Genomic DNA, 18,818 nt, shown 5'->3' with positions numbered 1-18,818 from the left:
GATGGCCTTGGTTCACTTTTATTAATCAGGGAGAAAGTCATGAATAAGAAAATTTCAGTGTTTGCGATTGCCGCGCTTGCCGGTGCCATCAGCCAGACTGCCATGGCTGAAGCGCCTTCTTTCAATTACGTGCAGTTCGACTATGTTGTATCCGGTGACTCGGAAGTTAGCAGTGGAGGATTGTCGGACTCATTAGACCTTCAGCAGGGTTTTGGGCTGCAAGGCGGTTTTGAAGTGGGTGATTATGTCATGGTCCTGGGGCGACATCTGTCGCTGGACTATGACGATGATCAGGGCGCCGGTCTTACCGGTGTTGAGAATACTGCGCTAAATGACATGACATTTATTGGCGTGGGCGCACATTTTCCGCTTGCCGATGTGGTGGATCTCTATGGCGCAGTAGGCTTTAGTCGCCCCACTCTGACAAGTTTTGCAGGCGAAGGGTTCGGCTTTGAAGTGGGTGCTCGGGCCAACTTTGATATGGTGACAGCATCCCTTTGGTACAATATGGGCGATACCGATACTGATGCTAGCGTGGGGCCGGGTAGTGTTGATATTGATCCGGAATTGCTAGGTCTGGATGTGGCTATTGCATTTGCACCGGATGCGCCTGAACTGGTGCTGGGTTATGTGGATGCGAGTCACGAAGCCGAGGTTGGCAATACCAAGGTTGACGTGGATTACGATCACTTCTCCATTGGTGTAAGGAAATCCTTCTGATCATCCTGACCCGGGATCCGCTTTCGGATCCCGTTTTTCTTCTTGCTCCAGGAAAAATACTTCTATCTTTATCATTCAACGGATAATTTTATTTCACCAGTTTAGTGATCGAGTGTCTTTTTGGTTTTAAAAAAGAGGCCGCGCTCCATCCAGGAACGCGGCCTCTTTGTTTTCAGTGCCAGCAGGGACCATTCCGCGAACTACTAACTCTTAACTGCCTGTCCCGTACGCCTGCAAAAACAAACTCACCACCTGTTCCGCATGGGGCTGAGCTTCGCTGGCAGTCATCGGCGGCTGATAGCCGATCATCACCCGCATGTGCTGGCAGCCCTGCAACAGGGCAAAGAAGTTTTCCGATGCCTGCTTGGGGTCACTGACGTCAAGCTGACCGGAGGCATTGGCGCTGCGGATCAGATTTTCCATGGCGGTGAGGGTGCGTAGCGGGCCCGCCTCGAAAAACAACCGGGACATTTCCGGGTCCTGGGTAGCCTGACTGTTCATCAGCCGTTGCAGCGCCACGACATCCGGGCTGTGGATCAGCTCGAGAAAAGCCAGGCCGATCTTGGTGAGGGTAGTGCGTAGAGGCTGGTTTTCGTCCAGCTCAAAGATCGGCACCGGCAGCATATTCTGGCATTTCGCTTCGATAGCCGCGGAAAATAACGTTTCCTTGTCGCTGAAATGGCTATAAACCGTCAGTTTGGAGACTTGGGCCTCCTTGGCCACCGCATCCATGCTTGTGCCGGCAAACCCCTGGGAAACAAAGAGTTTCTTGGCGGAATTCAGAATGGCAGCACGCTTGGCTGGATCCTTGGGGCGGCCACGGGCGGCAGGGGCTGAGGTGTCTGTCATCTCGGTCATATTTCAATACTGGACGGTTCAGTTTAATAAAATTACTATACCGGACAGTATAGCATACTGGAAAGGTCGCCGTCGGTGGCTTTCGAGGTATACACGGGTTAGCAAGGCTAGAGGGTAGCTGCCATGTTTCGTTCATTGTTGATATCGGGGCTGATTGTCGGAGCCGTGGGGGCTCTCGGCCTGCAGGGTTGCTCCGATGCAGAGTCAGGGAAAACCGAAGCGCCGCGTCCGGCGCTGGTGGTCCAGCCGCTGACCGCCGGGGCCAGTCAGGATGTTTTCCCCGGCGAAGTCCGCGCCCGCTACGAGCCGGAGCTGGGCTTTCGTATTGCCGGCAAGATCAGCCAGCGCAAGGTGGATGTGGGCGATCGCGTCAGCAAGGGCGATGTGCTGGCCACCCTCGATACCGATGATGTGAACCTGCAGCTGGATGCGGCCCGTGCCCGTTTTGCCTCCGCCCAGGCGGACCACAAGCTGGCCCGCACCGAGCTGGATCGCCATCAGGCGCTGCTGGAACGCCAGGTCATCAGCCGCTCCCAGTACGATGCGGTAGAGAGTCGTTTCGATGCAGCCCAGGCTCAGTTGCGCCAGGCCCGCGCCAACCTGAATGTGGCCCGCAACCAGACTGACTACGCCACCTTGCAAGCGCCCCAGGATGGGGTGATCGCCCAGCGCCGGGCGGAAGCCGGCCAGGTGGTCGCTGCCGGGCAGCCAGTGTTTGTGCTGGCGGTCGATGGAGACCGGGAAGTGCGTATCGACCTGCCGGAGCAGGACGTAGGTCGTTTCGTGATCGGCATGCCGGTGGCTATCGAGCTGTGGTCACGCAAGGGCAAGGTGTTCCCCGGCACCCTGCGGGAGCTGTCCCCGTCGGCGGACCCGCGTTCGCGGACCTTTGAAGCCCGGGTGGCCTTCGACAACGATGATGTGGGCGCAGACCTGGGCCAGTCGGCACGGGTGGTGGCAAGTGGTGTTGCCGGTAATGGCGTGCTCACCCTCCCCCTGCCGGCCGTCACTGCGGAAGGGGACCAGCGCTATGTGTGGGTGGTGAATCCCGATGACACCTCGCTGGTGAAAACCCCCGTGGAAACCGGCCCCTATAGCGCGGAAACCGTACCGGTACTGTCCGGCTTGTCGGCGGATGCCTGGGTGGTAGCGGCAGGCACCCATCTGTTGCGTGAAGGGCAAACGGTGATCCCCGTGGATCGCCAGAACCGACAGATCGAGCTGGCGAGTGCTGACTCGGCTGGCCCGGAAACGGATGTCGACGCCGAGACCGAGAGCGAATAGGGGAGTACCACCATGTCATTCAATCTCTCGGAATGGGCGCTGAAGAACCGCGCTCTGGTGCTCTACGCCATGCTTCTTCTCGGCGTCATGGGAGCGATCTCCTATGCCAGCCTGGGGCAGAGCGAAGACCCGCCGTTCACCTTCAAGCTGATGACCATCAATACCCAGTGGCCCGGCGCCAGCGCTGAAGAAGTCTCCCGGCAGATCACTGAGCGTATCGAAAAGAAGTTGATGGAAACCGGTGACTTCGAGCGCATCACGTCCTACTCCCGCCCGGGTGAGTCGCTGGTCATGTTTATGGCTCGTGACGAAATGCGCTCCAAGGAGATCAAGGACCTGTGGTACCAGGTGCGCAAGAAGGTGGGTGATATTCGCCATACCCTGCCCCAGGATGCGCGCGGGCCTTTCTTTAACGACGAATTCGGCACCACCTTCGGCAATATTTACGCCCTCACCGGCCCGGGTTTCGACTACGCCATCATGAAAGACTACGCCGACCGCCTGCAGCTGGCCCTGCAGCGGGTGGACGATGTGGGCAAGGTGGAGCTGGTCGGCCTGCAGGACGAAAAGATCTGGGTGGAAATTTCCAACACCAAGCTGGCGTCCCTGGGCATTCCCCTGGTCACCGTGCAGCAGGCGTTGCAGTCGCAGAATGCGGTGGCCGACGCGGGTTTCTTTGAAACCCCAAGCAGTCGGGTGCGCCTGCGGGTGTCTGGAGAATTCACCAGCGTGGAAGACATTCGTCACTTCCCCATCCAGGTGGACAACCGCACCATCAAACTGGGTGATATTGCCTCCGTTTATCGTGGTTTCAGCGATCCGCCCCAGCCGCGCATGCGATTCATGGGCGAGAATGCCATTGGTATTGCCGTGTCCATGAAAGAAGGCGGCGACATACTCGCCCTCGGCGAAAATCTGGACCAGGCTTTCCGGGAACTACAGCTATCGTTGCCGCTGGGTATGGAGCTTCGCAAGGTCTCCGACCAGCCGGCGGCGGTGGAAGCCGGCGTCGGTGAATTTGTTCAGGTACTGATAGAAGCGTTGGTGATCGTGCTGCTGGTGAGTTTTTTCTCGCTAGGGTGGCGTACCGGCATGGTAGTGGCCCTGTCCATCCCGCTGGTGTTGGCCATGACGTTCGTGTCGATGAAGTATTTCGACATCGGCCTGCACAAGATTTCTCTGGGCGCGTTGGTGTTGGCGCTGGGCCTGATGGTGGATGACGCCATCATCGCCGTGGAAATGATGGCGATTAAAATGGAGCAGGGCTTCAGCCGTATCAAGGCCGCTGGTTTTGCCTGGAAAAGTACCGCCTTTCCCATGCTCACCGGCACCCTGATTACCGCTGCCGGCTTTCTGCCTATTGCCACCGCACAATCCAGCACCGGGGAATACACCCGCTCGATTTTTCAGGTGGTGACCATTGCGCTGCTGGCTTCCTGGATTACGGCGGTGGTATTTGTGCCCTATCTGGGTGAGAAGCTGCTGCCGAACCTGGCAAAACGCGATGCCAGTGGCGACGTGCACGACCCTTATCAGAAACCCTTCTACCAGCGCTTTCGTAACGTGGTGGAGTGGTGCGTGCGCTACCGCAAAACCGTTATCGGTCTGACCGTGGGGATCTTCGTGTTTTCCCTACTGTTGTTCAGCCTGGTGCCCCAGCAATTCTTCCCGTCGTCCAGTCGGCTGGAACTGATGGTAGACATGAAGCTGGAGGAGGGTGCCTCGCTCACCGCCACCCAGGAGCAAGCCTTGCGTCTGGAAGCCATGCTTGCTGAGAACGAGTTGATAGAAAACTACGTGGGTTACATGGGCAGTGGTTCCCCCCGTTATTACCTGTCCCTGGACCAGAAACTGCCGGCGGCTTCGGTGGCCCAGTTCGTTATTCTGACGCGCAATATCGAGGAGCGGGAACAGGTAATGGATTGGTTGGAAGAGATCCTTAACCGGGATTTCCCCATGGTCCGTACCCGTGTGGCGCGGCTGGAAAACGGGCCTCCGGTGGGCTATCCATTGCAGTTCCGGGTCTCCGGGGAGCACATTCCCCAGGTTCGTGAACTGGCCCGGCGGGTGGCAGAACATGTCCGCGATAATCCTCACACCCAGAACGTGCATCTGGATTGGGAAGAACCCAGCAAGGTGGTGCGCCTGAACGTGGACCAGAATCGTGCACGAACGCTGGGCATCACGACTGCAGAGCTCTCCACTGCCCTGCAGGCTTCCCTGTCGGGTGTGGCAGTGAGTCAGTACCGGGAAGATAACGAGCTGATCAATGTGGAAGTGCGCGGCGACAGCCACGAACGCCATGCCCTGGGACTGCTCGGCAACCTGGCGGTACAGACCGACAGCGGCCGCAGCGTACCGCTGAACCAGATTGCCACCCTGGAGTACGGTTTCGAGGAAGGCATTATCTGGCATCGCGACCGTCTCCCGACGGTGACCATTCTCGCCGACGTGAAGGACGATGCCCTGCCGGCCACCCTGGTCAGCCAGATCATGCCGCAACTGGAAGGGGTACGTGCCGATCTGCCACCGGGCTACCTGCTGGAAGTGGGCGGCACCGTGGAGGAATCCGCTCGCGGGCAGAAATCAGTGAATGCCGGTATGCCGTTATTCATCCTTGTGGTGATCACTTTGCTGATGCTGCAACTGCGCAGCATGCCGTTATCGCTAATGGTGTTTATCACCGCACCGCTGGGGTTGATCGGGGTGACCTTCTTCCTGCTGATTTTCCAGAAGCCGTTCGGTTTCGTGGCCATGCTCGGCACCATTGCGTTGGCCGGCATGATCATGCGCAATGCGGTGATTCTGGTGGACCAGATTGGCCAGGACATGGACCAGGGGCTCAGCACCTGGGATGCCATCATTGAATCCACCGTGCGCCGCTTCCGTCCTATCGTGCTGACTGCCCTGACCGCTGTACTGGCCATGATTCCGCTGTCACGCAGCGTTTTCTTCGGCCCCATGGCAGTAGCCATCATGGGTGGGCTGATCGTGGCAACAGCATTGACCCTGCTGTTTCTGCCGGCACTCTATGCCGCCTGGTTCCGCGTCAAGGAAGAGCACGCCCCTGTTACACACAACGAACGCTGATGAAATGCCGGTCATCACCGGCTTCCCCTTGCCCCGGTACTGCCGGGGCTTTTTTTTCAGTTAAAAGTTTAAAGCTCAAAGTGGAAACGCGAAAAATGGCGTTGCCTGCTGGGATCTTTGGTTCCGCGTTTCTGCTTAAGGTGGAACGCGGGCGCAGCCTTTCCGTAATAATGGGCCCGGCCCGCGCTTTTCAACTTTGAGCTTTAAACTTTCAACTATTCATGCACCTGAATGGAAAGCACGGCCCCGTCACCCTGATGCGCCGCCCTTACACAGCGGAGGCTGAAGGTTCCTGCCCGGTCAAATCGCCATGGCAAGGTTACCGTCGTGCCCGGCTCGCTCAGGCGGGTGTTGGGGTAATCCTTGCGCAGATCCGGCATCAACTTGTGGATCAGATCCTGGTCGCGAAGAGCTGTGTCATCTCCCAGAGCAAACAGGTGCCAATCATCACTGAGGTTTGTCAGGCTTAACCGCACACTGTGTTGATGCGGGATCTCGAGGCGGGCTGGCGTCCAGGAATTGTAAAAACTCGCCGCCAGGATAGGTAAATCCACCGGGTTTCGCAGTGCCGTGCCCGCCGCCATGGGGATCTCGTCTGGCAGAAAGCCATGGGCCCCGCTACCCTGCGATAAAGACAGCGTGCCGGCCAGCAGCAAAAGAATAGGGTATGTCAGTCGGTCAGGCATGGCATCGTGTATGAAATGGAGGGATCTCTGTGAGAACAAGAATACGTGTTTTGCTGATGGCTTGCCTGTGCATGTGGGTGGCGTGCGCCAGTGCCGCACCACTCACTGTGGCAGTGAAGGCCTCGCCGCCATTCAGTTTCCAGAATGGTGATCGCTGGGATGGTGTCAGCGTTGAGCTGTGGGAACAGATCGCCGAGCAGGCCGGCTATGAATACCGCTTCCGCCCCTACAAGACGGTGTCCGACATGCTGGCAGCGGTAGAGCTGGGCCAGGCGGATGTGGCCATTGGCGCGATCAGTGTCACCGCCGACCGGGAGCGGCGGCTGGACTTCACCCAGCCCATGTATCGGGGCGGCCTGGGTATTGCCACGCGCACCGAAGCCAGCGGCTGGATGACCACCCTGCAAGGTCTGTTTTCCTGGAAGTTCTTCTCCGCGGTGCTCGCCCTGGGGTTGGTGTTGCTGCTGGTAGGGCTGCTGGTGTGGCTGTTTGAACGCAAGAAAAACCCGGAACAGTTCGGTGGTTCCGTGGGCCAGGGTATCGGCAGCGGCTTCTGGTGGTCGGCAGTGACCATGACCACCGTGGGCTATGGTGACAAGGCACCGGTCAGTGCCGCCGGGCGCGTTATCGGGCTGGTGTGGATGTTCGTCAGCATCATCACCATTTCCGGTTTCACCGCCGCCATCGCCTCCAGCGTCACCGTCAACCAGTTGCAGACCCGGGTGGCCGGGGCTGGTGATCTGCCCCGGGTGGACACTGCGGTCGTGGAAAACACCAGTGGCGAGCAATGGCTGGTGGGCGAAGGGCTCAACTACCGCCCATACCCGAACCTGGAAAAGGCCATGCGTGCGGTGGTGCTTGGTGAGGTGGACGCGCTCGTGGCAGATGCCCCGGTAATGCGCTACATGTTGCGCGAACGGGAAACCTCCCAGGTGCTGGTGTTGCCCAAGCTGGTACGCGAGGAAAGCTATGCGTTCGCGGTGGCGAATGGCAGCCAGCTGCGTGAACCTATTGATCAGGCCATGCTTGATATCGTGCCTTCTCAGGACTGGCGGCTGGTGCTGAATCGTTATCTTGGTGCAGACCAGTAGTCCTGAGCCCCCGTCACTAACAAGCTTCAGGCGTCGCTGTCATCACCAAACAGCGGCGCCAGGCTTGCCAGTTCCTCCTCCAGATTCCAATGCATTTCCCGGGCCGTCACGTGTAGCAGTATTAGGGCATTGATGGGCGCATCGGACTGACGTTTGCCGCGCAAACGTTTGGTAAAGCAACGGTTCAACTCGTTGAGCGCTGCGTAGCGCGCGTTGAGATCTGCCAGTGACTTGTCGTTCTCCTGATGGCCATTCATATACTGCTGTAGCAGATACAAGCTGGCGGTGCGCACCAGGGTCTCCGTTTGATTGCTGAGCGGTAGATGGAATCTGGCCATCGGGCGCAGAAAACGCGTGTGTGGGCAGTCGCTGAGACCGCAAATCAGACCAAACAGAGAGCTGAGCGCCCGCTGTAGAGTGCTGGTCTGATTGTACTGCCGCTGTGGCGTCTCCACCTGCACGGAAACCGGCTGAAAAGAGTCACCCAGCGCCGACTCCGGCAGCAGAAAAGCCAGGTTGAGCGCGATGGGGCAATAGCGATGCGTCTCTTTTTCCAGCGGGCAGTGGCTGCACTGATGGTAAGTCAGCTCTGCCCATGCAGGCGGGGTGAAACTGTCCGGTATGGCAATGGTGTCATCGACGAGCTCGATGGCAATGCGTTGCTGCCCGCCTTCCGGTGTGGTGAGGGTGTACGCATAATCAGGCTGCATGAACTTTTTCAGACTGTTTCAGTGGCAGCTTGATAAAGAAAGCCGTACCCGTACCTGGGTGGCTTTCCACGGTCATGGCGCCGCCATGATGGCGAATGATGTCATGACAAATCGACAGCCCCAGCCCGGTTCCCTTGCCGATGGGTTTGGTGGTGTAGAAAGGCTCGAAGATCTGCTCCAGCGTCTCGCTGGCTATGCCGGGCCCGTCATCGGCCACCTTCAAGGTGCACCACTGATCGTCATAGTCCGCGGTAATGGTGATGGTGCCTTTGCCCTCTATAGCCTGTGCCGCATTCACGAACAGGTTCATGAAAACCTGTGAAAGCTGGCTTTCCGAGCCAGGAATCAATGGCAGGGTTTCCAGGTTGGTATGGGTGACATTGATACGGTTTTTCAGCTCGTGCTTGGCCAGATTCAGCGACGTGGCGATGCAGGTGGCAATGTTGGTAGGTGAAAAGAATTCCGGCTGATTGTGAGAGAAGTTTTTCAAGTCGCGGATGATCTGCTTGATGCGCTCAATGCCCTCGCTGGTTTCATCAATCAGCGCGGGGTGGTCTTCCAGAATAAAGCGAAGTTTCTTGTGATCAATTTTCAGTTTGGTCTCAGCCTGAAGAAACTGCTCGAATTTCTCTTCGCTGATGCGTTTCTGCAGACCGCTGATCACTTTCGACATGGCATCCATATATTCCCGAGAGCGATTCAGGTTGGATGACAGCATGGCAATCGGGTTGTTGATTTCATGAGCAATGCCCGCAGAGATAGTGCCCAGGGATGCCATTTTTTCAGAGTGCAGTAGCATGGTTTCCACATGGCTTAGTTTCTGGTCCTTCTCCTTGACCTCCTGGATCAGCTGATTGTTCTCTGTCTTGATATCGGTAATGTTCGTGCCGAAGTAAATGTAGCCATCGTCCTCATCCGAAATATAGGAAAGCGGGAACAGGAACATGTTCATCCAGTAAAGGCTGCCATCCGCGCGCTGATTGCAGACCTCGCCATTCCAGACACCGTTCTCCGCATGCTTGCACTGCATGATGGGGAGGCAGCTGTCATGGCCTTGTGGATGATTGATGCTTTCGTTTTTGCTGACCAGATGGGAAAAGGTATGGCCGCTGAGTGACAGGAACTTGCCATTGGCAAACGTGATGGTGCCCTGGCTGTCTGTGGTCAGCACACAGTATTCATCAATGATACGTGCCAGAGGCCCAAGCAAACTTTTGTTGAGCTTGTATTCGTCCGCATTGACCTCGATCAGATGCATTTTGCGCCCGAAACGGTTGTCTGTCAGGGAGGCGAACTCGGACAGCTTGGCTTCCACATTGATGGAAGTGCGATAGGTTTTATAGAGAAAGAAGATAATGATAAGGAGAATGACAGTGGAGGAGACCAGGAACAGTCCTTGTGCCTCCATGCCGAAACCGATATCGGTTTTGTTCATGATGCTTTCCATGGAAAACGCCTTCCCGTATTTGGCTAGCCGTGATCAGCTTTCATAGCCAAGACTGCGCAGGGTTTTTTTCTGTTCGCGAACGGTTTCCGCCAGGATGCGATTTTCCAGAAGAATATCCCGGAACTTCAGTCCTTCACGAATATTGTCGAGTAGTTGTTCGTCATCCCAGGGTTTGGGAATAAAACGGAATGCGCCGGCCTTGTTGATAGCGGACATGACGGTTTCAATATCAATCACGCCAGTGAGCAGGATGCGGATGGTATCCGGCTGGATATCGCGCAGTTCCTGCAACAGCTCCAGGCCGTTGATCTCCGGCATCATGTAATCGGTAATGACCGCGTCAAAAACGGTAGTGCGTGCCCGACGTAAGGCTTCTCGTGGATCCTGGTAGGTTTCCACGTCCCAGTCGGTGTACGCGTTGATGGTGCGCTTCAGGGCCTTGAGGATGTAATCCTCATCATCGACAAGCATGACCTGATACATATCGCGATCCTCATCCTTGGCCTTGTGGGCGCAGTGCTAAATAATGCATTGGGGGAGGCTGCGCCGGGCCGTCATCTTTGACGATACTCGCCGGTGTCGGTGCTGACAATTGATGGCAGGCCGTGCTGTGTCCCAGTCATGCTGCCTGTTCTGCCGTTGGTCAGGGATGTCCCGATTTCGGAAAATCGTCGCTAGCGGACAGTGGTAATGGCCTTGGTCACCGAGCCGGTGGCAATCAGCCGCTCTTCGCCGCTGGCATTCACCGCCAGGGCTTCCGCGCGCATGGCTGCCAGGGTGCGGCCCAGTCGATCCAGCCGGGCGCGGATGACCACACTTTCGCCCTTCATGGCGGCACGCAGGACGCTGCTGTGCGTTTCGACGGTGACTGGCTGCTGATCTTCGGACAGCGACGGCACCACCGCAAAAAAACAGGCCACGTCCATCAGTGCATAGACAATGCCGCCGTGAAGGGCGCCCATGGGATTGGCAGTGAAATCGTTCACCGCAAAACGCACCTCGCTGCGGCCTTCGCCGGCGCTCAGCAATTCCAGCTCGCAGGCGCTATGCAGGGGGTGGGCAAGAACGGAATCATGGACTTCTTCCAGGCGGCTCATGGTCTCTCTCGTCAGGTAAAGGGGGCTATTACTCTGCCTCGTGCGATGCGGGCTGTGAATGACCGAATGAAACTAAATCCCTTGACCGGGGTCTTCACTATCCGCAGAGTAGAACCCCCTTAACCCACGGCTGGCACCATGAAAGCACTGGTCTGGACATTGTTGCTGATCATCTGCACACACGTGCTGGTGCTTGATGCCATGCATCATGAGCACGATGCCGACGTGGCCATGGAGCAGCTCGACGCCGCTCCCGCTCAGCTGGATGTGCTCGATGCCGGTGGTGATCACTGCTGCCAGTGCCATGGTTTCATGGCCAGCGCGGATTGCGCCCCCGCACGGTTGCCCGCACCGCCGGCCCGGGTGCTGGCGCTGCGCCCTCCCTTGCCGGATGCCCCGGCTGACAATCCGTTCCGCCCTCCCATCGCCTGATCGTTTTCCCGACCCCGTGTCGCGCCTGAGCGCGACAGATTTCGGATAATCGATCAGGAGCTTTCCCATGGAAAGTCTGTCCGCAGTAGTGCGCCGTTGCGCACTGCTACTGCTGCTATGCGCCACCGGCGCGCAGGCAGAAACACCCCCCGGCCAGTGGGCCGGCTGGCTGCAGCAACAACTCAACCGCCTGCCCGCCAGTCGGGCCATCAATGCCGAGCAGGAGCGCTGGATGGCGGAAAACCGCGATGCGGCCCAGCCGCTCTATAACCCGGAACTGAACATCGGCTATGAAGACAGTGCCGACACCACCAGAACCGTGGGCCTCAGCCAGACCCTGGACTGGTCCGGCAAGGCCCGCGCCCGCCGCGATGCGGTAGTGGTACGCGACACCCTGGCACAACTGCGCGCCGATAAGGCCCGCGCCAGCCTGCTGGCCGACAGCCTCAATGCCCTGGTGGCATTCGATGCCGCCCGTACCCGCCTGGCGGCCACCCGACAACAGGAACAGCAGCTGTCTGCACTCAGCGAGCTGATACGCCGCCGCGAACAGGCCGGTGACCTGGGGCAGGTGGATGCACAGCTGGCCTGGCTATCGCTGGCCCAGGCCCAGCAGACCCTGGCGCAAGCGGAAAGTGACGCCACCGCTGCCGCCACCCGGCTGCGGCAGGTGTTGGCCAGTGCCCAGCCGGGCCAACCTCTACCGGCGGCTCGCCATTGGCAGGCGGTTGCCGTCAGTACCGATGCCTCACAACGCTTGCCGGCCAGCTTCGATCTGCGTCTGGCCCAGCAGCAGCTGGCGCTGGCCGAGCAGGACGCCACCGTGGCGGGCCGGCAGCGCCGGGCCGATCCCACCCTGGGTGTCAGTGTCGGCAAGGAAGGCGACGATAACCTGTGGGGCGTGGACATCAGCCTGCCCCTGAAACTGTTCAATACCGGCAAAGCCGGCTACCAGGCCGCCTTGGCCGACAGCGACGCCCGCCGTGCCCTGCTGGAGAAAACCCGCGCCGATATCGCCGCCCGCCTGGACGGTGCCCTGCGCGATTACCAGCAGCGTCGTGAGCGCTGGCAAACCTGGCAGCAACTGACCGGCGACACCCTGGCCCGCAGCGACGCACTGCTGGAAAGGGTCTGGCAACAAGGCGAGCTCACCACCCAGAACTACCTGCAGGCCCTTAACCAGCGTCTCGATACCCGCCTGTCCGGTATCGCCCTGCGCGAAGCCATGCAACAGGCTTGGGTCCGATGGCTCCGGGAAAGTGCCCAGCTCAACGACTGGCTGAATCAGCTGGCGAACTAATCCATCAGGTTACGACTGACCTTAACAATTGCTGTAGGAGCGCCACTTGAGGCGCGAATGGTTTCTGCGACAAGCGGTGCCAACTTCTTCGCGCCCTTAACGGCGCTCCTACAAAAAAATTGGAAATTTTATGAAAATCAAAATGAAACTTCAGAAAAAGCCATTGGCGATAGCGCTGCTGGCGACGTTATCTCTCCCCGCCTGGGGCGAAGAAAACCACGCCCATGCCCACAACGAAAGCAACGAAACACAGCAGCATGCCCAGCAACTGGCACCGGACGACAATGCCGGCCACGATAGCCATGACCACGGTGATGCCTCCGAAGATACCCATGAGGAAGAAACGGTCCTGGAGCTAACCACCGAACAGCAGAACATGCTGAACCTGCAGGTCATCACCCTGCAGCCGGAACCCAACGCCACCCGGACCCTGACCGTCCCGGCAGAAATTATCAGCAACCAGTATCGCACCTGGGTAGTACCGGTACGCATCGACTCCCAGGTGCAATCGCGCAGCGCTACCCTGGGTCAGCACATGGAAAAGGGCGAGCCCATCGCCACCCTGTTCAGCCCGGCCATGGCGCAATTGCAAAGTGATTTGCAGGTGGCCGCCGATGCCTGGCGGCGGGTCAACAATCTGGGCCGTCGCACCGTGGGCAACCAGCGTTACCTGGATGCCCGTGGCGACTATCAGGCCCTGCGCGCCCGCGCTAAAGGCTATGGCCTGGATAACGAAGCCATCGCTGCCATCGAAGCCGGCAAAAGCGAAAAGGGCGTCTACACTCTCACCGCCCCGGATGACGGCCTGGTGCTGGAAGATGCTTTTCAGCAAGGCCAGTGGCTCACCGCCGGCAGCGCCCTGGTGACCCTGGTGGATGAATCCGAACTGTGGGCAGAAGCGGCGCTGCCTCCCACGCCGGGTCTGCAGATCGCCACCGGCACCCCGGCGCGGGTCATTGTGGGTGACACCACCGTGGACGGCCAAGTGATCCAATCCGGCCACCGCCTGAACCCGGTCACCCGCACCCTGTCCGTACGCGTGGCCATCCCCAATGCCGGCCACCTGTTGCACCCGGGCATGTTCGCCGATGTGGCGTTGTCGTTGGCTGCTCCCAACAATGCGCTCACCGTGCCCGAAGAGGCGCTCACTCGAAGCGCCGATGGCGACTGGCAACTGTTCGTGGAAGAAGAGCCGGGTTACTACAAACCCGTGGAAATCCAACTCAACGGCCAACTGGAAAACCGCCGCATCGTCACTGGCATGAAACCGGGCACACGCGTGGTCACCCGTGGTGCCTTTTTCCTGGCCAGTGAAATGGCCAAGTCCGGTTTCGATATTCACAATCACTGAGGATCACCGTCATGTTTAATCGACTTGTCGATTGGGCGGTGAACAACCGCCTCATTGTCTTGCTACTACTGATCATCACCATCGGCGTGATCGGCTGGCAACTCCCCAACCTGAAACTGGATGCCTTCCCGGACGTGACCAACGTCCAGGTACAGGTGAACACCGAAGCCGAAGGCCTGGCTGCGGAAGAAGTGGAGCAACTGATCACCTATCCCATCGAGGCGGTCATGTACGCGTTGCCCCAGGTGGCCGAGGTGCGCTCCATCTCCAAGACCGGCCTGTCCATCGTTACCGTGGTGTTCGAGGAAGGCACGGATATCTACTTCGCCCGCCAGCTGGTGTTCGAACGCTTGCAGGCGGCACGGGAAGATATCCCCGACGGCGTCGGTACCCCGGAAATGGGCCCCAACACTTCCGGCCTGGGCCAAGTGTATCAATACCTGCTCACCGCCGAGCCGGGCTCCAATGTGGATGCCATGCAGTTGCGCAGCCTCAACGACTGGGTGGTGAAACTGTTGCTGATGCCGGTGGGCGGCGTCACCGATGTGCTCAGCTATGGCGGTGAAGTGCGCCAGTATCAGGTCAACGTTAACCCCACCCGTTTGCTGGCCTACGACTTGTCACTGCAACAGGTCATGGACGCCATCGCCGCCAACAACCGCAACGCCGGTGGCTGGTATCTGGATCGCGGCGCCGAGCAATTGGTAATTCGTGGCATGGGCTGGGTAGGCAGCGGTGAGCAAGGGCTCGGTGATATCGCCGCCATTCCCCTCAAGGAAGTGGACGGCACCCAGGTGCGCGTCAGAGATGTGGCCAAGGTGGAGTTCGGCGGCGAGATTCGTCAGGGCGCCCTCACCATGACCCGCCGCGATGCCAACGGCGAACCGGAAGCCCTGGGCGAAGTGGTGGCCGGCATCGTGCTCAAGCGCATGGGCGCCAATACCAAGGCCACCATCGATGGCATCAAGGCCCGCGAAGCGCGCATCCAGCAGGCCCTGCCGGACGGTGTGCAGTTCGAGGTGTTCTACGATCAGGCGGATCTGGTGGAAAAAGCGGTGAGCACCGTGGTCACCGCCTTGCTGCTGGCCTTCGTGTTTATCGTCATCGTGCTGGCTCTTTTCCTGATGAACCTGCGCGCCACCGCGTTGGTGCTGCTGTCCATTCCGCTCTCCATCGGCCTGGCCTTGTTGGCGATGGCAAGCCTGGGCATGTCCGCCAACCTGATGTCGCTGGGTGGCCTGGCCGTGGCCATCGGCATGCTGGTGGATGGCTCCGTGGTGATGGTCGAAAACATCTTTAAACACCTGAGTCAGAAAGAGGGCAGTCACGACTCACAGGGCGGCATTGCCTTGAGAGTCAAAGACGCCGCCCAGGAAGTGGCGCGGCCGGTGTTCTTTGCCGCCAGCATTATCCTGGTGGTGTTCCTGCCCCTGTTCGCCTTCGAGGGGGTGGAAGCGAAGATGTTCGTGCCCATGGCTATCAGCATCATGCTTGCCATGACCGCCGCCGTACTGGTGGCGCTGATCGTGGTGCCGGCACTGGCCGGGTTCCTGTTCCGTAATGGCGTGGAAGAAAAACCCAACAAACTGATGCAGTGGCTGGAAGCCCGCTATCGCACCCTGCTGGGCAAAGCCATGCAGGCCCGTAAAGTGGTGGTCGGTGGAGCGGTGGGTTTGTTTGCCCTGGCGCTGGCTACCACGCCGTTTATTGGCACTGAATTCGTGCCCGTACTGGAAGAGGGGACGTTGGCGTTACGTGTGACGCTGGCGCCGTCCTCCAGCCTTGATACTGCGTTGGACGTGGGGAAAAAACTGGAGAAGGAAATCATGGCCTTCCCGGAAGTCACCTACGCGCTCAGCCGGGTAGGGCGTGCCGAAATCGGTGGCGACCCGGAACCGGTGAGCAACGTGGAAATCTATATCGGTCTCAAGCCTGTAGATGAATGGGAGAGCGCCAGCAATCGCCTTGAGCTACAGGAAAAGATTCAGCAGAAACTGGAAAAACACCCCGGCCTGCTGCTCAACTTTTCCCAGCCCATCGCCATGCGCGTGGACGAACTGCTCTCCGGCGTAAAGGCCCAGCTCGCCATCAAACTGTTCGGCCCGGATCTCGACGTGCTGCAGGAGAAAGGCGAAGCCATCACCCAGGCCGTCAAGGAAGTGGAGGGTGCCACCGACGTGCAACTGGAACAGATCGCCGGGGAAGCCCAGCTGGTGGTCACCCCGGACCGCAACGCCCTCAGCCGTTACGGCCTGAGTGTGGATCAGGTCATGGACCTGGTCAGCAACGGCCTGGGCGGCGGCAGCGCCGGGCAGGTGATCAATGGCAACGAACGCTACGATATCTACGTGCGCCTGGAGCAAAACGCCCGCATGGACGCCGAAGCCATCCGCAACCTGCGCCTCAAAGCCGCCGACGGTGCCTGGGTGCGCCTCATGGATGTGGCAGACGTATCCCTGGTCTCCGGCCCGCCACAGATCAGCCGCGATGACGTGCAACGCCGCGTGGTTATCCAGGCCAATGTGGCTGGTCGCGACATGGGCTCCGTAGTGGCCGACATCCAGCAGGCCATCGACAGCGACGTCGACCTGCCCGCCGGCTACAGCGTGGACATCGGCGGCCAATACGAAAACCAGCAGCGTGCCCAGCAACGCCTGGCCATGGTGGTGCCCGTGGCCGTGGGCCTGATTGCCCTGCTGCTCTACTTCGCCTTCGGTTCCGTGGCCCAGGCGGCTCTCATTCTGGTCAATGTGCCCCTGGCCCTCATCGGCGGCATCCTCGCCCTGGCGATCAGCGGCCAATACCTGTCCGTGCCCAGCTCCGTGGGCTTTATCACCCTGTTCGGGGTGGCGGTGCTCAATGGTGTGGTCATGGTAGAAGCCATCAATCATCGGCTTCGTGATGGCGAAGCGCTGGAGACCGCGATCTTCGAAGGCGCCGTATCCCGCCTGCGCCCGGTATTGATGACCGCGCTCACTTCCATGCTGGGGCTGATTCCCATGTTGCTGGCCACCGGCGTGGGCAGTGAAGTGCAGCGGCCGCTGGCGGTGGTGATTGTGGGTGGGCTGGTATCGGCCACGGCGTTGACGTTGTTGGTGTTGCCGAGTCTTTATGGGGTGTTTTCTAAGGGAAACGTCGAGGATCTAAGGCGGTGAGGCGGGCGATTTGACCAGTTATGAAGACTGTTTAATAATCAAGTCACAACTCACCCCTCGCAGGCATTATTAAGTTGATGTTTGCCTGGGGCGGAAAAGCCGCCGGTTTGGCGGCTTTTTCATTTAAGTTCATTGTGATTGATGCTGATTGTTTGACGCACTAAGGAAAAATAAGGGACACCCATAAATTGGAAGATCTCCTACGCTGAAAATGCACGATGTCTGATACTTGACTGTCTTTAAGGTCAGTACATTGATGTCATGGATAAGCAAGGAGGCGCTCCATGACTCGTGCTCGCTATACCCAGGTTTCTCTGGACTCCACTCCCTACTATCACTGCATCTGTCGCTGTGTGCGGCGAGCCTTTCTGTGTGGTCAGGACCACTATTCCGGCCAGGATTACGAGCATCGCCGCCAATGGGTGGTGGATCGCCTTGCGGTGCTGGGCGAGGTGTTTGCCATTGATCTCTGTGCCTATGCGGTAATGTCCAATCACTATCACGTTGTTGTTCGGCTCAATCAGAAGCAGGCGCAGGCCTGGTCCGATACTGAAGTCGCTGAGCGATGGATGCGGTTATTCAGTGGGCCACTGATTGTGAAGCGCTGGCTGAGCGGGAAGTCAGCGGATGGTGAGGCATTGAAAGCGCTTGAGATCGTCGGCCAATGGCGGGAGCGGCTTTATGATCTTGGCTGGTTCATGAAATGCCTGAATGAATACCTCGCCCGGCGGGCGAATGAAGAGGATTGCTGTAAGGGACGCTTCTGGGAAGGTCGTTACAAGTGCCAGGCGTTACTGGATGAAAAGGCGCTATTCCAGTGTATGGCCTATGTGGACCTCAATCCTGTTCGGGCGGATATGGCCAGTACTCCTGAAGCTTCGGATTATACCTCGGTGAAACAACGAGCCAGCGAGGTTAAGTGTCGCCACGCAACGAAGAAAATGCCTCGCCTGCTACCGATGGTGGATAGTGAGACAGTGGAAGTTGAAGACGATGATACGGTTTGCCGTTTTCGGTTGATGGACTATCTGGAGCTCGTGGACAGTACGGGAAGGGCGGTGCGTGTAGACAAGCGTGGTGCAATCTCGGAGCGAGCCGCAGGGGTTCTGGATCGCCTTGGTATTGATGAAAGAGCCTGGCTGCGGCATATGCAGCCGCGCAAGCAGAGACTGCCTGTTGCGGTCGGCAGCCTGGAAAGATTGAAAGCCTATGCCGCCTCGACAGGCCGTAAATGGGTGTCGGGACAAAACCTAATCGCATGCTGATTGATGAGGATTTCTTTTGATTAAATTTATGCGTGTCCCGAATTAGAATGCCTGCCCCTCCACGAGCCCCGGTCGCCAGGGCGTGTTCAGGGTGTCGATAACTTTCTGCTCGGTGTCGTCCTGATCGAACTGATGCAGTTTCACCAGTATCGTTGCGCCTTCCTTGCCGATGCGCGGAGTGTGAGAGGTGTCAATAGGATTGCGCACGTAGGTGCCTGCCGGGTAGTCCTGATGTTCATCCGAAAATACCCCCTCCAATACCAAAAATTCTTCACCACCATTATGGGTGTGTGATGAGAACGCACTGTGCGGGGCATACCGCACGATGGAGG

15 protein-coding genes and 1 pseudogene are annotated in these 18,818 nt (G+C 58.7%); 9 read left to right on the top strand and 7 right to left on the bottom strand.

Annotation, left to right across the window (positions count from 1 at the left end; genetic code table 11):
• Positions 1-39 precede the first annotated feature (39 nt).
• Positions 40-720, top strand: a complete 681-nt coding sequence (locus T9A_RS16175) for an outer membrane beta-barrel protein (protein ID WP_035250579.1) — start codon at positions 40-42, stop codon at positions 718-720.
• 210 nt (positions 721-930) lie between these two features.
• Here the strand turns inward: T9A_RS16175 and T9A_RS16170 are convergent, their stop codons facing one another.
• Positions 931-1,578 (bottom strand): TetR/AcrR family transcriptional regulator, encoded by a 648-nt coding sequence (locus tag T9A_RS16170; RefSeq protein WP_035250578.1) that lies wholly within the window; start codon positions 1,576-1,578, stop codon positions 931-933.
• Between the two features lie 123 nt (positions 1,579-1,701).
• Between T9A_RS16170 and T9A_RS16165 the strand changes: the two genes are divergently transcribed.
• Together T9A_RS16165 and T9A_RS16160 are read left to right on the top strand one after the other, a co-directional pair.
• On the top strand, positions 1,702-2,862 hold the full coding sequence (locus tag T9A_RS16165) for an efflux RND transporter periplasmic adaptor subunit (protein WP_035250576.1): 1,161 nt from the start codon (positions 1,702-1,704) through the stop codon (positions 2,860-2,862).
• A 12-nt stretch (positions 2,863-2,874) separates the two neighbouring features.
• Complete coding sequence (locus T9A_RS16160) at positions 2,875-5,952, top strand: efflux RND transporter permease subunit (RefSeq protein ID WP_035250574.1); 3,078 nt, start codon at positions 2,875-2,877, stop codon at positions 5,950-5,952.
• Positions 5,953-6,167: 215 nt separating this feature from the next.
• On the opposite strand, the gene T9A_RS16155 is transcribed toward T9A_RS16160, so the two are convergent.
• On the bottom strand, positions 6,168-6,638 hold the full coding sequence (locus T9A_RS16155) for a cupredoxin domain-containing protein (RefSeq protein ID WP_035250571.1): 471 nt from the start codon (positions 6,636-6,638) through the stop codon (positions 6,168-6,170).
• Between the two features lie 29 nt (positions 6,639-6,667).
• Here T9A_RS16155 and T9A_RS16150 point away from each other — a divergent pair, with 29 nt between their 5' ends.
• Positions 6,668-7,729 carry a transporter substrate-binding domain-containing protein gene (locus T9A_RS16150; RefSeq protein WP_232222155.1) on the top strand — a complete coding sequence of 354 codons (1,062 nt, stop codon included), beginning with the start codon at positions 6,668-6,670 and terminating at the stop codon, positions 7,727-7,729.
• 26 nt (positions 7,730-7,755) lie between these two features.
• On the opposite strand, the gene T9A_RS16145 is transcribed toward T9A_RS16150, so the two are convergent.
• The 4 genes from T9A_RS16145 to T9A_RS16130 all read right to left on the bottom strand — a co-directional run bounded on the left by T9A_RS16145 (position 7,756) and on the right by T9A_RS16130 (position 10,983).
• On the bottom strand, positions 7,756-8,439 hold the full coding sequence (locus T9A_RS16145; protein ID WP_035250567.1) for a DUF6901 family protein: 684 nt from the start codon (positions 8,437-8,439) through the stop codon (positions 7,756-7,758).
• Positions 8,429-9,874 carry a PAS domain-containing sensor histidine kinase gene (locus tag T9A_RS16140; RefSeq protein ID WP_232222154.1) on the bottom strand — a complete coding sequence of 482 codons (1,446 nt, stop codon included), beginning with the start codon at positions 9,872-9,874 and terminating at the stop codon, positions 8,429-8,431. Before T9A_RS16140 ends, T9A_RS16145 begins: the two co-directional genes overlap by 11 nt.
• A gap of 45 nt (positions 9,875-9,919) precedes the next feature.
• Positions 9,920-10,369: a response regulator gene (locus T9A_RS16135; RefSeq protein WP_035250564.1), complete on the bottom strand. Its 450-nt coding sequence runs from the start codon at positions 10,367-10,369 to the stop codon at positions 9,920-9,922.
• 191 nt (positions 10,370-10,560) lie between these two features.
• Complete coding sequence (locus T9A_RS16130) at positions 10,561-10,983, bottom strand: PaaI family thioesterase (RefSeq protein WP_035250562.1); 423 nt, start codon at positions 10,981-10,983, stop codon at positions 10,561-10,563.
• Between the two features lie 138 nt (positions 10,984-11,121).
• On the opposite strand from T9A_RS16130, the gene T9A_RS16125 reads away from it, so the two are divergent.
• From T9A_RS16125 to T9A_RS16105, 5 genes are all read left to right on the top strand, one after another.
• On the top strand, positions 11,122-11,415 hold the full coding sequence (locus tag T9A_RS16125; protein ID WP_035250560.1) for a hypothetical protein: 294 nt from the start codon (positions 11,122-11,124) through the stop codon (positions 11,413-11,415).
• A gap of 67 nt (positions 11,416-11,482) precedes the next feature.
• On the top strand, positions 11,483-12,715 hold the full coding sequence (locus tag T9A_RS16120; RefSeq protein WP_035250551.1) for a TolC family protein: 1,233 nt from the start codon (positions 11,483-11,485) through the stop codon (positions 12,713-12,715).
• A 142-nt stretch (positions 12,716-12,857) separates the two neighbouring features.
• On the top strand, positions 12,858-14,066 hold the full coding sequence (locus T9A_RS16115; RefSeq protein ID WP_232222153.1) for an efflux RND transporter periplasmic adaptor subunit: 1,209 nt from the start codon (positions 12,858-12,860) through the stop codon (positions 14,064-14,066).
• Between the two features lie 11 nt (positions 14,067-14,077).
• Entirely contained in the window at positions 14,078-17,221 is a 3,144-nt protein-coding gene (locus T9A_RS16110) for an efflux RND transporter permease subunit (protein WP_035250543.1), read from the top strand.
• A 284-nt stretch (positions 17,222-17,505) separates the two neighbouring features.
• Positions 17,506-18,486, top strand: coding sequence for a hypothetical protein (locus tag T9A_RS16105; protein WP_035250540.1), 981 nt, complete (start codon positions 17,506-17,508; stop codon positions 18,484-18,486).
• Between the two features lie 54 nt (positions 18,487-18,540).
• On the opposite strand, the pseudogene T9A_RS16100 reads toward T9A_RS16105, so the two are convergent.
• Positions 18,541-18,818 (bottom strand): annotated as a pseudogene (locus T9A_RS16100) (cupin domain-containing protein); the annotation flags it as partial.

The sequence above is a fragment of the Alcanivorax jadensis T9 genome (assembly GCF_000756655.1).
Classification (GTDB): domain Bacteria; phylum Pseudomonadota; class Gammaproteobacteria; order Pseudomonadales; family Alcanivoracaceae; genus Alcanivorax; species Alcanivorax jadensis.
This window is presented reverse-complemented; position numbering and strand designations above follow the sequence as displayed.

What these genes read in the sequence shown, in the direction of transcription:
- T9A_RS16145 (WP_035250567.1), bottom strand. Translation starts at nt 8,439, where the DNA reads ATGCAGCCTGATTATGCGTACACCCTCACCACACCGGAAGGCGGGCAG.
- T9A_RS16130 (WP_035250562.1), bottom strand. Translation starts at nt 10,983, where the DNA reads ATGAGCCGCCTGGAAGAAGTCCATGATTCCGTTCTTGCCCACCCCCTG.
- T9A_RS16165 (WP_035250576.1), top strand. Translation starts at nt 1,702, where the DNA reads ATGTTTCGTTCATTGTTGATATCGGGGCTGATTGTCGGAGCCGTGGGG.
- T9A_RS16155 (WP_035250571.1), bottom strand. Translation starts at nt 6,638, where the DNA reads ATGCCTGACCGACTGACATACCCTATTCTTTTGCTGCTGGCCGGCACG.
- T9A_RS16140 (WP_232222154.1), bottom strand. Translation starts at nt 9,874, where the DNA reads ATGAACAAAACCGATATCGGTTTCGGCATGGAGGCACAAGGACTGTTC.
- T9A_RS16125 (WP_035250560.1), top strand. Translation starts at nt 11,122, where the DNA reads ATGAAAGCACTGGTCTGGACATTGTTGCTGATCATCTGCACACACGTG.
- T9A_RS16105 (WP_035250540.1), top strand. Translation starts at nt 17,506, where the DNA reads ATGACTCGTGCTCGCTATACCCAGGTTTCTCTGGACTCCACTCCCTAC.
- T9A_RS16175 (WP_035250579.1), top strand. Translation starts at nt 40, where the DNA reads ATGAATAAGAAAATTTCAGTGTTTGCGATTGCCGCGCTTGCCGGTGCC.
- T9A_RS16120 (WP_035250551.1), top strand. Translation starts at nt 11,483, where the DNA reads ATGGAAAGTCTGTCCGCAGTAGTGCGCCGTTGCGCACTGCTACTGCTG.
- T9A_RS16160 (WP_035250574.1), top strand. Translation starts at nt 2,875, where the DNA reads ATGTCATTCAATCTCTCGGAATGGGCGCTGAAGAACCGCGCTCTGGTG.
- T9A_RS16170 (WP_035250578.1), bottom strand. Translation starts at nt 1,578, where the DNA reads ATGACCGAGATGACAGACACCTCAGCCCCTGCCGCCCGTGGCCGCCCC.
- T9A_RS16135 (WP_035250564.1), bottom strand. Translation starts at nt 10,369, where the DNA reads ATGTATCAGGTCATGCTTGTCGATGATGAGGATTACATCCTCAAGGCC.
- T9A_RS16115 (WP_232222153.1), top strand. Translation starts at nt 12,858, where the DNA reads ATGAAACTTCAGAAAAAGCCATTGGCGATAGCGCTGCTGGCGACGTTA.
- T9A_RS16110 (WP_035250543.1), top strand. Translation starts at nt 14,078, where the DNA reads ATGTTTAATCGACTTGTCGATTGGGCGGTGAACAACCGCCTCATTGTC.